The organism is Nocardioides mangrovi (assembly GCF_020073815.1).
GTDB classification, from domain to species: Bacteria; Actinomycetota; Actinomycetes; order Propionibacteriales; family Nocardioidaceae; genus Nocardioides; species Nocardioides mangrovi.
Map to the genome: position 1 here is coordinate 1,027,369 of NZ_JAIQZJ010000001.1, position 13,821 is coordinate 1,041,189.

12 protein-coding genes and 1 riboswitch are annotated in these 13,821 nt (G+C 70.5%); all 12 genes read right to left on the minus strand.

The features are described 5' to 3' along the window. The 12 genes from K8U61_RS05050 to K8U61_RS05105 all read right to left on the minus strand — a co-directional run bounded on the left by K8U61_RS05050 (position 1) and on the right by K8U61_RS05105 (position 13,816). Positions 1-1,368, minus strand: a complete 1,368-nt coding sequence (locus K8U61_RS05050) for a hypothetical protein (protein ID WP_224121869.1) — start codon at positions 1,366-1,368, stop codon at positions 1-3. Between the two features lie 279 nt (positions 1,369-1,647). After that, a complete protein-coding gene (locus K8U61_RS05055) occupies positions 1,648-2,262 on the minus strand; it encodes an Eco29kI family restriction endonuclease (RefSeq protein WP_224121870.1) in 615 nt (204 codons plus the stop codon). Further along, positions 2,259-3,485 (minus strand): DNA cytosine methyltransferase, encoded by a 1,227-nt coding sequence (locus K8U61_RS05060; protein WP_224121871.1) that lies wholly within the window; start codon positions 3,483-3,485, stop codon positions 2,259-2,261. Before K8U61_RS05060 ends, K8U61_RS05055 begins: the two co-directional genes overlap by 4 nt. Positions 3,486-3,572: 87 nt before the next feature. Beyond that, complete coding sequence (locus K8U61_RS05065) at positions 3,573-3,809, minus strand: hypothetical protein (protein ID WP_224121872.1); 237 nt, start codon at positions 3,807-3,809, stop codon at positions 3,573-3,575. A 1,047-nt stretch (positions 3,810-4,856) separates the two neighbouring features. Further along, positions 4,857-5,804: a TadA family conjugal transfer-associated ATPase gene (locus K8U61_RS05070; protein WP_224121873.1), complete on the minus strand. Its 948-nt coding sequence runs from the start codon at positions 5,802-5,804 to the stop codon at positions 4,857-4,859. Between the two features lie 141 nt (positions 5,805-5,945). Next, positions 5,946-6,512 (minus strand): C40 family peptidase, encoded by a 567-nt coding sequence (locus K8U61_RS05075; protein WP_224121874.1) that lies wholly within the window; start codon positions 6,510-6,512, stop codon positions 5,946-5,948. Between the two features lie 5 nt (positions 6,513-6,517). Further along, a riboswitch (cyclic di-AMP (ydaO/yuaA leader) is annotated at positions 6,518-6,706 on the minus strand. 149 nt (positions 6,707-6,855) lie between these two features. Continuing rightward, a complete protein-coding gene (locus K8U61_RS05080) occupies positions 6,856-7,521 on the minus strand; it encodes an ABC transporter ATP-binding protein (protein WP_224121875.1) in 666 nt (221 codons plus the stop codon). Beyond that, a complete protein-coding gene (locus K8U61_RS05085; protein ID WP_224121876.1) occupies positions 7,514-8,335 on the minus strand; it encodes an ABC transporter ATP-binding protein in 822 nt (273 codons plus the stop codon). Before K8U61_RS05085 ends, K8U61_RS05080 begins: the two co-directional genes overlap by 8 nt. Before the next feature lies 1 nt (position 8,336). Beyond that, positions 8,337-11,069 carry a hypothetical protein gene (locus K8U61_RS05090; protein ID WP_224121877.1) on the minus strand — a complete coding sequence of 911 codons (2,733 nt, stop codon included), beginning with the start codon at positions 11,067-11,069 and terminating at the stop codon, positions 8,337-8,339. Between the two features lie 42 nt (positions 11,070-11,111). After that, positions 11,112-11,894 (minus strand): HAD-IIA family hydrolase, encoded by a 783-nt coding sequence (locus K8U61_RS05095; protein WP_224121878.1) that lies wholly within the window; start codon positions 11,892-11,894, stop codon positions 11,112-11,114. 25 nt (positions 11,895-11,919) lie between these two features. Continuing rightward, positions 11,920-13,128, minus strand: coding sequence for a sensor histidine kinase (locus K8U61_RS05100; protein ID WP_224121879.1), 1,209 nt, complete (start codon positions 13,126-13,128; stop codon positions 11,920-11,922). After that, a complete protein-coding gene (locus K8U61_RS05105) occupies positions 13,121-13,816 on the minus strand; it encodes a response regulator transcription factor (RefSeq protein WP_224121880.1) in 696 nt (231 codons plus the stop codon). Before K8U61_RS05105 ends, K8U61_RS05100 begins: the two co-directional genes overlap by 8 nt. Positions 13,817-13,821 lie beyond the last annotated feature (5 nt).

Here is a 13,821-nt window from a genome sequence, read left to right on the forward strand (position 1 = left end):
CTACGCGCCGCCGAGAAAGCGGGCTACCGCAGCGGCTACATTCGCCATCGTTCCGACAACCGGCGCTATCGACTTCAGAGCATCCCAGCTTGTCCGGAACACGGCCTTCTTCTCGTCCGCAGCGGCCTGAACCATCGCTTCGGCGAACTCGGTCGCGTCTGGGTTGTTCAACTTCTCCACCGTCGCCAGCAGGTCGGCGAGCGCCTCTTTCAGATCTGCGTCTCGTCCCTCGATTCGGTTGAAGGAACCAGCGATCACCGAGTCCACTGCCACTACCGCATTGCCGCTTGCCTTGATCTTCACCGTCTTGTTGGCCATCACGACCTCCTTCGCATAAAAACGCTCAACCCGTATGCCGCCTCGAGCCGCCTGAACAACGGCTTCTGCTTCCCGTGCCCGCTCGACAACGACCCGAAGGCGAGTTGCCAGTCCTTTGCTCTCTTCGCTCACGAGGTCTGCGAGCTGCTCTAGCTCCCTGAGGTTCAGTCTGCCGAATCCGGACGCAAGCGCGACCAACGGCGGCCGGGCTACCTTGCCGTCCCTGACGCTGGCGAGATTAGTTGACAGGGAGGCGACCAGGTCGGCGAGTGCTTGCAGGTCGAGCTGAAGCTTCCCCTTGCTATGGGTTCGGCCTACACCGCGCAGAAACTCGAGCTCCGTGTGCATTCTCCAGAGCGTGCCTCGGAAGCGACGAACCATTTTCAGTTGGCCGCGAGTCCCTACCATTCGGTACGACGGGACCATATATCCATGGACTCGGGCAGAGAGCGCTGCAGCGTCTGAGTTGGCAACCGTCGACTCAATGAGGACCGCTGGGCCGCAGTCAGTCACCGGGTTATGCGCGACCGCCACCGGTGCGCTGCCTGTCGAACGCGCGACAGCGAGGGCAAGCGGGCGACCGACATCTCGCAACGCTCTTGAGTGCTCAGACCTCCCGCCGACGGCGACCCGGAGCTGCAAGACGTCGTCGACGAGCCACTCCACCCGATGGCTTCCCGAGTCCGCGCAGGCAAGGCCGATGTCGAGCCGATAGCCGTACCGGAAGCCGTATAAGCGGCGGTACACGACCGAGAACGGCGCTCGGCAGGTGCCGGGATCGTCGACGAATCTCACTAGCCGACGCGCGTCACAATAGGCAGGCTCTCCATCCCAGCCGGCGATCGGACCCGATCGCCGCACCTGGACGCCGCCGATGGATCGTAGGAATTCGACCCCCGGCGTCGGGTCCGGCCAAGTCGGTCTCGCCAACCTATTAAGACCGGGATCCGCCAACACGGGACGTAGATCCAGCAGCGGGACTTGGAATACCACGAACTGGCGGCGCCCGCCGTCTGGCGCTAGGGCCGACGAGTGGGGCGCGTCACTCACGAGGCGATCCTATGGACGTTGAACTGAAGTGTCGACGAAATCGCGTGGTCCGCCGCCCCCGACCGCACTGCGGTATCCTGAACGAGGCCGGTGCCTGCGCGGTGCCGACCTAGCAGATTCGGCTCACGCGCAGCCAAACCGTCCATAACCCTCTGGTGAGGGGCCTCCAAGATTTGGAGCAGCTACGGGTTCGATTCCCCTGGCTTGGTGCGATCAACACGGAGCTGGCACGTTGCCCCACCGTTCGGCGGGGGGCGTCGTGTGCCTCGACGGGCCCTCCTAGATGGCGATCCGGGCGCGCAGGTACTCGCGGACGTCAGCCTCGATGTCCGCGCGAGTCTCGTTCCGCGTCTTGAAGTGCTCAGCCCATGCACGTCCGGGATGCAGAACGTCCCAGCGGGAGACCGTGCCCGCGCGCCGACCAACGCCCGGGTCGTGGTTGCCGAAGCCGTCCACGATGCTGTTCCACACCGGGGCGAAGCGACCGATCATCAGTGACTCACCGAGTGGGATCCAGATCTCCTGGGTGACGAGCCACCGGGCGTAGAAGTCTTCGATGTACAAGTTCTCCGCTGACACAATGCTGTTGGCGTGCTGCTTGAGCCTAGAGCTGAGCGCGGTTCCGCCGCTCGCAGTCGCGACCTCGACGCCCTTGCGCGAGCCCTTCGGCACCGCCTTCCCAACGTAGATCGGAACCTCGAAGGCCTCACGCTGGTTGACCGCGCCGAGAGTCTCGTAGGGCGCGGCGTCGCCGGTGTAGTAGATCGCGTAGACCCCGGCGCCAGTGAAGCGGCTCATCTGGTCCATGCGCGTAGGAGTCGAGTCCAGCAGCGCGTTCTCAACGCTGTGACCGAGGTTCTCCATACTGAGCGGGTTGTAGGGCTCGTCGGTCATGCCGTCGCTGCCCGCGACGTCTTGCCCCGACGGGCAGCGTGGGCAGCGCGGAAGTCCGCCAGAGCGATGTGCTCTGCGACGCTCCCCGCGACCTTCTGCGCGAGCACGACCGGCACGGCGTTCCCCAACTGGCGCATGGCTTCTCCCCAGGCGCCGTGGAGCTCGTAGCGGTCGGGGAAGGTCTGCAGGCGGGCGCTCTCGCGAATGGAGAAGTAGCGGATCGAACCATCCACGTTCAGCAACATGTTCTCGCCACCAGGGACACCATGCCCGCCAGCCTTCAGGGTCTTGGCAGGCATGTCGATGTGACTGCCCGTGTGGCCGGGATAGGAGCGCGCGCCCGGCTGCAGGATGTGGTTGTGGTGCATCCGGCTACCGCCGAGCGTCGGCTCCGGCAAGTCGCTGATCGCGTCCCGAACGGTGCGCCACGGCAGCGCGAGCTCCTCGGCCGGGACATGGCGAAGAGCAGCCACGCGCGTGGCTACTCGCGGGCTCATCTCGGGGCGATTCTTCTTCGCGACCTTATGCCGCTCCCAGTAAGTGCCGCTGACCCACTGAGCGTGCAGGAGGGCGTCGTATGAGTGGGTCGCCGCCGGGAAGGAGAACTCGGCCCCAAGATCGCTGCGGAAACCGATGATGAAGACGCGGTGGCGCTGCTGCGGGACTCCGTAATCCGCCGCGTTCACCAAGGTCGGGACGACGTTGTAGGTGAGGTCCTCGCCAGACTTGCTGTTGGTGTGCTCGCTCTGCAGACGCTGGAAGTGGTCAAACCAGGTCTCCCCCTCGCGGCTGGTGATCTCGGGGTGACCGAGCTGCAAGAGGATGTACTGGTAGTAGTTCGCGAACGCGGTGCGGGTCAGGCCCCGGACGTTCTCGAAGATGAAGGCCTTCGGGCTGAGGGTCCGTACGACCTCGATGGCGGCAGGGAACATGTCGCGCTTGTCGTCGGCCGCGCGGGCCTTGCCGCCCATGCTGAACGGCTGGCACGGCGGCCCACCGGTGACGAGGTCGACGGGCTCGGTGACCTGCGACCAGTCGACGGCGCGAACGTCGCCCTCATGCACCTTCCAGCCGTCGACCAGCGGGTAGCCCAGCGCCTGGTTCTCGCGGACGGTGTCACATGCCCAGCGATCCCACTCGACTACGACCTCCGGATGGAAGCCCGCGAGCTCACAGCCGAGAGCGAGACCACCGGCACCGGCGAAGAGTTCTACGGAGCGCACGCGGGCAGATTACCTCGGTGTAACTCTGTCTGCACCCCCATCTCGGCGTGTCCAGACGACACGCCGAGTGCGGACCTCAAGCCTCAACTAGAGGTCGAAGGTTTCCCGCAACCGCGCGATGAGCAGAGCCGCGATCTCGCGGTCTAGCTGGATCGTCTGACTGACCTTGGGTTCCGACTGGCGGTCGTCCGAACCATAGGTACTGAGTTGGAACAGGGTCACACCCTCTGCCCCGTGGACGACCTGCCAGCGGCAGTCGACCTCGGTGGGATGCACCCTGCTTCCGGCTCTTTCCTCGCGCTCGATAGTCCGCACCAGTGCCATGGCTGGACGATAGCTGTCGCCCAGCCCGAGGGGGCAGAAGCAAAAGCCTGCGGGCAGTCACAGACACGCCCACGCGAAGCGCGTCTCACGCAGGGCTTGAGATCTGGAGTATCATCCGCGCCCCCCAATGCGGCCAGCCCGACGGCCCCTGCGAAGACAAAACCGCAGGTCAGAGGCCTGATCAGGCCTCTACAGGAGCTAGATATGCGTCAGCCCCGGCGGCAACCGGGGCTGGCGAACGCTCTCCAACTGGCTATGGCAAGAAAGCGATGGCTCAATACTGGAAGTGAATAACTCAAAAGTCAAACACTCTAGACGAGACCAGGGGCTGGAAGAGGGCACGGCGAAGCGGCCCCCTAAGCAACAAACACTATACTACTCGTCCAGGCTCGTTACAAGACATAGCTCCATACGAGCGACCCAGCGGCCCTGCGCGAGATCGAAACCGCAGGTCAGAGGCCTGAAACGAGCACAACCCCGGCGGCAACCGGGGCTGTGGAAGCTCACTCCAACTGGCTATAGCAAGAGCGATAGCCCTAATCATTGTTTGTTCTTAATAGGAAGTCAATGACTGCGAGCGAACAAACTAACGACTCGAGCGGTAGTCAGTTCCAGCGATTCAAAAACCTACTATCGTACCCAGCTCAACAAAGCTAAGAGAGCGGGCGCGCCAGCCAATAGAAAGCGAACGGCGCCTGGCAGTCCAAGGGACTCCCAGGCGCCGACCTCAATTATGAGGGGCCACGCAGCAGCACAGTGATCAAGCCAGTAACGGCAACGATCGCGGCTGCGAGCGCCGTCAGAGTCGCAGAGCCAGCTCTCATGGCGAGGTACACCAGAACGAGCGAGGCCGCGAGTGCGACGACGACTACGAGGCCCCAGATCGGGGACCCCATAAGAATTCTCCTCTCTTGCCTATAGCCAGTTGGATTTCTTTTTCTCGTCCCACGCCCTTGGTTTGCCGCCCGGGAATGGGACTTGAGATGAACTATCTCACGAGGTCCGAGACTCGGCAAGCATTGATGCGCGCGCCCCGGTTATCCCGCGTCAACATGCGCTTCCGGGCGCCACGACTAACCCGTCTAGCCGTTCAGTCACTGAACCCCAAAGGCTCGTAATTGTGGTGTGAAAACTAGACATGTGTGTGCGCAGGCTCTCCTTGACCAGGTCGCGCAGCACGATCTCGCCGGTGCCCTCGAGGCCGGACTGCCGGGTCTGCAGCGGGACCCAGTCCGGGTGCGCGAACCGCAGCTCGAAGACCTCCTCGCAGGACACGACCCGGTCGCCGCCGGGGATCGCCGCCGCGAGGCAGTTGAGCATCGTGGTCTTGCCGGTCTGGGTGCCGCCGGAGACCAGCACGTTGAGGCCGGCCCGGATCGAGGCCTCGAGGAACGCCGCCGCCGGTGCGGACAGGCTGCCGAGCTGGACGAGGTCGGCGAGCCGCGAGGCGCGGACGACGAACTTGCGGATGTTGACCGCCGAGAAGCCGCGGCTGATGCCCTCGAGGACGACGTGGAGACGGTGCCCCTCGGGGAGCATCGCGTCGACGAAGGGCTGGCTGACGTCGATGCGGCGGCCGCTGGACTTGAGCATCCGCTCGACCAGCTCCTGCACCTGGGCCGTGGTGAGGACGAGGGTGGTGAGCTCGTGGCGACCGTTGCGGGCGACGAAGACCCGGGAGGGGTCGTTGATCCAGACCTCCTCGACCGAGTCGTCGTCGAGGAAGGGCTGGAGCGGGCCAAAGCCGGAGACCCGGGCGACCAGCTCGCCGACCAGGGCGTCCACGTCGGGGACCGGCGCGACCTGGCCGGTCAGGCTCCGCTCGTCGTGGGCGCGGACGACGCCCTCGGCCAGTCGCCGGACCAGCGCCGCGTCGCGCTGAGGGTCGACGCCCTCGCGGCGGACCAGCTCACGGACGTGCTGGTCGAGCTGCTCGACCAGGTCGTCGTGCGCGGGCGTGCCCGCGTCGACCACCGCTGCGTCGTACAACGACATGCGATCCCCCGATGGATTCGTCGCCGTGAGTTGCCAGCCTCTTGCCCGAGGCGGCCGGAGCGCAAACGCTCCGGCCGCTCCCTGTGGACAAGCTCGCTCGGGACAACGACGTCGCGGACCGGGGGTTCCGCGCGATCAGGGTCAGCGGGCGCGGAGGGTGCCCGGGAACCAGCTGTTGGTCCAGACCCGGTCGAGGCGCACGCGGGTGCCGGAGTAGGGCGCGTGCAGGACGACCGGGGTGCCGTTGGGGGCGCGGCCGGCGAAGACGCCGACGTGGTACACCCCGCCGCCGTCGTAGAAGAACATCAGGTCGCCGCGGTGCATGTGGGCGCGGGTGATCCGGCGGGCGAAGTGGGCCTGCGCCGAGGAGGTCCGCGGGATCCGGGAGAAGCCGGCGTGGCGGAAGCTGTAGTAGGTCAGGCCGGAGCAGTCGAAGCGGCCGGGGCCGGCGGCGCCGTACGCGTAGGGGTCGCCCTTCTGTGCGGCGGCGACGCGCATCGCCGCGGCGACCTTCGGGTAGGTGCGCTTCTTCTTGTGGTGGTGCTTCGCGGCGTGGTGCGTGGTCGCGGCCGTGTGGGTGGCCGTCGCCGCGTGGGCGTCGGCCACCGGGGCCGAGGTGAGCGGGCCGATGGCGAGCGCGCCGCTGAAGGCGAGGCGGACGCCGGTGCGCGAGCAGGCGCGCAGCATCGACGGGAGAGTGGTCGACATGGACGTGGTTCCTTCCCACGCCTGCGAGGTGAGCTGTCGGGTTCGGGCGGAAAGGTGCCCGGCCTGCTGGATGTCTGGCACCCAGGAGGCTTCACCCCGAGCGGCCGCACCGCGGCCGCGAAGATGGGTCCCCCACTCCTGTCCGACGGGTCATGTCACGCACCCGGGAGGACAGGACTCGGCGTGCCCGGGGACGGCCTGCCGGTGGGCAGACCGCTCGAAACTACCCACGGGCACTCGGCTTCCCACATCGTCAGACAACGGATGCCGTGGCCCAGGCCACACTCCCCGCGTGGATCCGTCGTCCGATTGGACCCAGATCACAGAGTGCGACGGCTGTGGTTCAGGTCGCCGCGTCCGTGACGACCCGCCCGTCCTCGAGGCGTACGACGCGGTCGGCGACCGCCCATACCCGCTCGTCGTGGCTGGCGACGAGGACCCCGGAGCCGGCCCGCGCGGCGCCGACCAGCACCCCGATCACCTGCTCCACGTGGTCGTCGTCCTGGTGGCCGGTCGGCTCGTCGAGCACCACCAGCCGGGGCGAGAGGACGAGCGCACGGGCGACCGCGGTGCGCTGCTGCTCCCCCAGTGAGGTCTCGGTGACCGCGCGGCGGGTGAACGCCCCCAGGTCGAGCGCCTCGGCGAGCCCGGCCAGCCGCTCGTCGAGGAGGGCGGCGTCGAGGCCGGCGCGATAGGCCGGGAGCGCGATGTTGTCGGCGACGCTGAGCCCGGCCAGCAGGCCGTGCTGCTGGGGCACCGACGCGATCCGGGCCCAGTCCGCGACCGACGGGCAGGCGTCGCCGTCGAGGGCGACGGTGCCGGCGTCCGGCGACTCGAAGCCGGCCGCGAGGTGGCAGACCGTGCTCTTGCCGGAGCCCGACGGGCCGGCCAGCGCGACCAGCTCCCCCGGCGCGACGCTGAGCGACACGTCGTGGAGCACCTCGAGGCGCTGGCCGCGCACGGCGTACCCGTGCGAGACGCCGACGACCCGGAGCCCGCTGTCAGTCATGGCTCTCCTCCGGCCGGCGCAGCCGCACCCCGTCGCCGTCGGCCTCGACCACGACCCGGCGGTCGGGGAAGAGGTCGAGCACCTCGGGCGGCAGCTGGAGGCGGCCGGTGCCGTCGATCACGGCCGCGGCGGTACGGCGGCCCGCGCTCTCGCTGGAGAGCACGCCGTGGCGCAGGCGGAGCAGCCGGTCGGCGCGGTGGGTGATCCGGTCGTCGTGGCTGCTGATCACCACGGTCGACCCGGCGGCCGCCGCGGCGAGGAGAGCGTCCATCACCCGGTCGGCGTTGGCGTGGTCGAGCTCGGCGGTCGGCTCGTCGGCCACCAGCAGCTCCGGGGCGCCGACGAGCGCCATCGCGACGGCGAGCCGCTGCTGCTCGCCGCCGGAGAGCGCGTACGGGCGGTGGTCGGCCCGGTCGGCGAGCCCGACCGCGGTGAGGGACTCGTCGAGGTGGCGGTCCGGGGCGCCGCGCCAGGCCGCGACCTGCCGGAGCTGGTCGATCGCGCGCAGGTGCGGGAAGACGGCGCCTGACGAGCGCTGCGGCACGAAGCCGATCCGGCGGCGGCGCAGCCGGCGCAGCTCGCGGGTCGAGGCCGCGCCCACGTCGTGGCCGAGCAGGCTGAGCTGCCCCGCGCTGGGCCGGTCGCGGGCGCCGAGCAGGGTGAGCAGGCTGCTCTTGCCGCTGCCCGACGGGCCGGCGACGACCGTGAGGGCGCCCGGACGGAGCTCCAGCCCGATCCCGCGCAGCGCGTGGGTCTCGCCGGTCGCCGACCGGAAGACCTTCATCAGGTCCTCGCAGGCCACGGTCGCGCTCATCTCAGCCGCCTCCACGCAGCACCTCCGCGGGGTCGTGCCGGCGGACCGGCAGCGATTCGGCGAGCCAGGCGAGCAGGACCAGCAGCGCCAGCCCGGCGACCGGCACCGCGGCGTCGGCGACGCCGGTGCGCGGGTGCGCGATCGGCGGGATGCTCGGGGACGCGTCGATGGTGGTAGGAGCGAGCAGCAGCACGCCGACGGCGGCGCCCGCTGCGAGGGCGGCCGTGGCGAGCGCGGCCGCGAGCTCCCAGGCGCGGGCGCGGGCGAGCTCGTCGTCGCGGAAGCCCATCCGTCGCAGCAGCACGTCGGAGGTGGTGTCGCGTTCGGCGAGCCGGAGCGCCAGGAGCAGGCCGGCCGCGAGGGCGAGGACGAGGAGGACCACGCCGAGCGCCAGGACGTAGCCGGCGGCCCAGGACGAGGCGACCAGGCCGTTGTCGATGCGGGCGTCGGCGGCGGTCGCGACGACGCCGTCGGTCGCGACGTCGGCCTGGTCGAGGTCCGCTCGCAGCCCCGAGGCGGAGTCGCGGCTCCACACGAACGACGTGAAGGCGCCGGGCGTCTTGCTCAGGGAGCCCTCCTTGCGCGGGTCGATCGTCGGCGGCACCAACCGGAAGAGCCAGCGACTGTCGGCGACCGCGGTGAGGACACCGGGGTCGGCCTCCGAGCCGGGGAAGGCCGGGACCACGCCGACCACGCGGATCGGGACCGACGAGCTGCCGTCGAAGACGATGATCGAGGTGGCGCCGACCTCCAGGTCGGTGTCGCCCACCAGGATCACCGGCAGCACCTTGCTCCTGCGGTCGAGCCGGGGCACGAGCCGCCGGCCGCCGGAGACGTCGTCGGACGCGCCCCAGTCGGCGACGTCGGCGAAGCTGTCGGGGTCGATCGCGAGCAGCGGGAACTGGCCGAAGTCCGGCGGCAGCGTCACGCCCCGGGTCCAGACGACCGTCGTGCCGTCGACGGGCGGCAGCACCGCCCGCTCCGTGCCGTGCGCGCGCAGGCTCTCGGCGACCTCGATCGTCGTGGGCGCCCCGGCCAGGGCGGCCGTCTTGTCGGCGACGCCGACGTCCACCCCGCGGCGGACGGTCAGGGAGTAGGAGAAGAGCGCGAGGGCCACGGCGACCACGGCGGTGAGCGCGGTGATCTCGCGGACGACGGGGCCGGTACGCCGGGCCGCGAGCCAGCGCGGGGTGCCCGGCCGGGCCCGCGTCGTACGACGGGAGCGGAGCCAGCCGACCGCCCGGATCACCACCATCGCGACGCTCGCGGCGACCAGGAACGCGAAGGCCGCGATGAACGGGCTGCGGTTGCGGTCGGACGGGTCGGCGGAGAGGACGCCGAACGCGACGACGGCCGTCGCGACCACCAGCAGGGCGCTCCACGGCACCACCACCCGGCCGCGGCCGAGCCGGGAGACCCGGTCGAGCCGGTCGGTGGCGAAGGCCGCGATGCCGGTGGTCGCGGCGAGGAGCAGCAGCGCGGCGCCGGCCGTGCGCGCGGCGAGCCCGACCTCGGGCGCGCCGACGGTCAGGATCGCGCCGTCGGACGGCCCGGCGGTGTGCACGCTGAGGACGGCGAGGCCCAGGCCGGCCGGGACCGCGACGAGGCAGGCGAGCAGCGCCTCGAGCCCGGCGAGCAGCGCGAGCTCGACCGGGTGGAGGCCGAAGCCGGAGGCGACCAGCTGCTCGCGGCGGCGGCTGCGGCCGAGGAGCACCCAGGCCGAGACGAGGAGCAGCACCGCGAGCGCCTGGCCGGCCAGGGCGTGGGGATGCACCTGGCGCTCGGCGGAGGTCGCGGTGAGGTCGGCGGACTCGCTGATCCGGGGCAGCCCGGAGATGGTGGTGAGCGTGGCCGGCCGTGGCTGTCCGGAGGCGAGCGCGAAGTAGAGGTCGGTGGAGCCGTCGAACGCCTCCTTGCCGAGGCGCTTCGTGCGCGCCACGGCCGCCGCGGCCCCGTCCGGCGTCACGTCGGGATCGAGCCGCAGGTCGGCGGTGTAGATGGGGGTGTCCGCGATCTTCACCATCATCCGGTCGAAGGTCGACCGGCCCAGGATCGCGAGCGGGAGGCTGACGGTCGGCGCCTCCGCGTTGGTGGGGTAGAACCACCGCCCGGCGTCCGGGTTCTTCGCGAGCTGCGCCGGCAGCACCCCGCCGGCGACGGGGTCGTAGGTGCCCGCGAGCACGGTGGGCGCGACGGTGAGGTCCTCGCCCAGGAAGGTCGAGATGGTGCCCAGCTTCACCTTGTCCCCGACCTCGAGGCCGAGCTCGTCGGCGACCTCGGTCGGCAGCCAGACGCCGTCGGCGTCGGGGTCGCCGCCCAGGGCCTCGATCGCGCCGTCGTGGTACCACATCGCCGCCGTCGAGGTGGCGCCGTTCGCGACCGCCACGGCCTTGAGGGAGATGCTCAGCGAGGTGTCGGCGGCGGTGAGCACCGGGTCGCCGTACGACGGCATCGCGGCCAGCGCGTCGAGCAGGTCGTCGGCGCCGTCTCGGTCGATCACCGCGTCCCAGGTGACCCGCAGGTCGCCGGAGCCCTCGCCGTAGCGGGTGCCGTCACCGGCCGCGAGCCCGGAGCGGAGCGCGGTCGCACCGGCGGTGTCGACGAAGAGCCGCGGCGCGACCACGGAGGCGACCACGAGCGTGACCGCCAGGAGGACCAGCGCGCCCCAGCCGGGTGAGCGCAGCAGCCGGCCGGGCGCAGCCCTCCACAGGGCGTGCGCGGCCGGCCGGATCACGCCGTCACCCTACGACCGTGGGAGCGCTCCCGCCAGGCACTTTCAGCCGTCGACCTCGGCCAGCAGGTCGGCCACCGAGTCGACGATCCGGGTCGGTCGGTAGGGGAAGGTCTCCACCTGCTCGGGCCGGGTCGACCCGGTCATCACCAGCACCGTGCGCAGGCCGGCCTCGAGGCCGCTGATGATGTCGGTGTCCATCCGGTCGCCCACCATCACCGTCGTCTCGGAGTGGGCCTCGAGCCGGTTGAGGGCGCTGCGCATCATCAGCGGGTTGGGCTTGCCGATGAAGTACGGCGTGCGTCCGGTCGCGGTGCTGATCAGGGCCGCGACCGACCCGGTGGCGGGCAGCATGCCGTGCTGGCTCGGCCCGCTCGGGTCGGGGTTGGTCGCGATGAAGCGGGCGCCGGCGGCCACCAGCCGGATCGCCCGGGTGATCGCCTCGAAGGAGTAGGTGCGGGTCTCCCCCAGCACGACGTAGTCGGGGTCACGGTCGGTCATCACGTAGCCCACGTCGTGCAGCGCGGTGGTGAGGCCGGCCTCCCCGACGACGTACGCGGTGCCGCCGGGGCGCTGGTCGTCGAGGAACTTCGCGGTCGCCAGCGCCGAGGTCCAGATCGCCTCCTCCGGCACGTCGATGCCGCTGCCGAGCAGCCGGGCGCGCAGGTCGCGCGGGGTGAAGATCGAGTTGTTGGTGAGCACCAGGAAGCGCCGGTCCGACGCCTTGAGCCTCTCGATGAACTCCTGCGCGCCCGGGATCGGCACCTCCTCGTGGACGAGCACGCCGTCCATGTCGGTCAGCCAGGTCTCCACGGGGCGCGAGGTCATGGCCGCATGATGGCAGAGCCCGGGGTCAGCGCCGCGGGAGCAGCACGTCGATGCCCTCGGCGGGGTGCTCCCCCTGGACCCGGCCGCCGAGCGCCTCGACGACGCCGCGGACCTGGGAGACCCGGTCGAGCTGGGGGCTGTCGCCGGCCTCGGCGTGCTCCTCGGCCTGGACGTGGACGCGCAGGTGGCCGCCGGGCTCGCCGCGGAAGACAAGCCGCACCGGGCCGGCGCTGCGGCGTACGACGTCGGCGAGCAGCAGGTCGGTGACGTGCTCGACGGGGCCGGGCGTGTAGGTGAGCTCGAGGTCGCCCTCGACCGCGGCGGCGAGGGTGCGGTTGCGGGCCGCGAGCCGGTCGGCCCAGCGCTGGGCGAGCTGCGTGGAGAGGTCGGCGAGGTCCAGCTCGGCGCCCGCGACCAGGGAGCCGCGCCGGGTGAGGTCGACGAGGTCGCCGGCCACGGCGTCGACGGTCTGGACGCTGGCCAGGGAGCGCCCGATCGCCTCCTTGGCGTCCTCGGGGACGTCGTCGCGCAGGGTGAGCTCCTCGAGCTCGAGCCGGATCCCGGTCAGCGGCGTGCGCAGCACGTGGGAGGCGTGCTCGGCGAACTCCCGCTCGCGGTGCAAGCGGTCCTCGAGCTGCAGGGCGCTCGAGCGCAGCGCGTCCGAGATCGACCGGGCTTCCGGGATCCGGGTCTCCGGGAGGTCGAGGTCGAAGCGGCCGCGGCCCAGCGCGGCGGCGGCGAGCGCGAGCCGCTGGAACGGCGCGGAGAGGACCGTCGCGATGAGGAAGCCCGCGATGCCCGCGGCGACGGCGATGAGCAGGAAGAGCGCGGCGATCGAGCCGATGTCGCGGCCGAGGATGTCGCGCATCACCGACCGGGACTGGCTGACGGTGACGGTGGTGCCGTCGCGCATCGAGCTGCCGGAGATGTCGTCCTCCGGGTCGGCGTCCTCGTCGTAGTCCGACCCCGAGGCCACCACCGGGGCACCGGTGCCGTCGTCGTAGGAGATCCGCTCGTCGTCACCGACCAGGCCGTCGAGCAGCTCGGGGGTGACCTCGCGCCCGTCGGCGGTCCGGTCGTGGAGGATCGCAGCCACCAGGTCTGCCTCCTGCGTGACCTGGACGGCGACCTGCTCGCGGATCACGTCGCGCAGCACGTAGGTGCGGACGGCTCCGGCCACGAAGAGGAGCACGATGCTCAGGACGACGAAGGCAGCGGTGAGGCGCTCACGCATCGGGGGTGCCGCCCTCGAGGCGGAAACCCACGCCCCGAACAGCCACCACCCGGTCCGTCACTCCCACGCTCTCGAGCTTCTGGCGGAGCCGACCGATGGTGACGTCGAGCGTCTTGGTCGAGCCGTACCAGTTCTCGTCCCACACGTCGGCCATCAGCCGGCCGCGGGAGACGACCTTGTCCCGGTTGGCGGCCAGGATCGAGAGCACCTCGAACTCCTTGCCGGTCAACGGGACCTCCTCGGTGCCCGCGTAGACCCGCCGCGCCTCGATGTCGATGCGCAGCCCGTCGTGGCGGGCGGGCTCGGCGGCATGGCCGCCGGCCGAGGAGGTACGGCGCAGCAGGGCGCGGACCCGCGCCTGGAGCTCGGCCAGGCCGAACGGCTTGGCCAGGTAGTCGTCGGCCCCGTAGTCGAGACCCACCACCCGGTCCAGCTCGCCCGCCCGCGCGGTCACGATGATGATCGCCCCGTCGTACCCGTCCTCCCGGGCACGGCGGCAGACCTCGAGCCCGTCGATGTCGGGCAGTCCGAGGTCGAGGATCACCAGCTCGGGCGACGACGCCAGGGTCTCCAAGGCCTTCTCGCCGTTGTCGACCCACTCGACCTCGTAGCCCTCACGCTCCAGTGTGCGGACAAGGGGGAACGCGATGTCCTCCTCGTCCTCCACGACCAGAACCCGGTGCGCCATGTGAG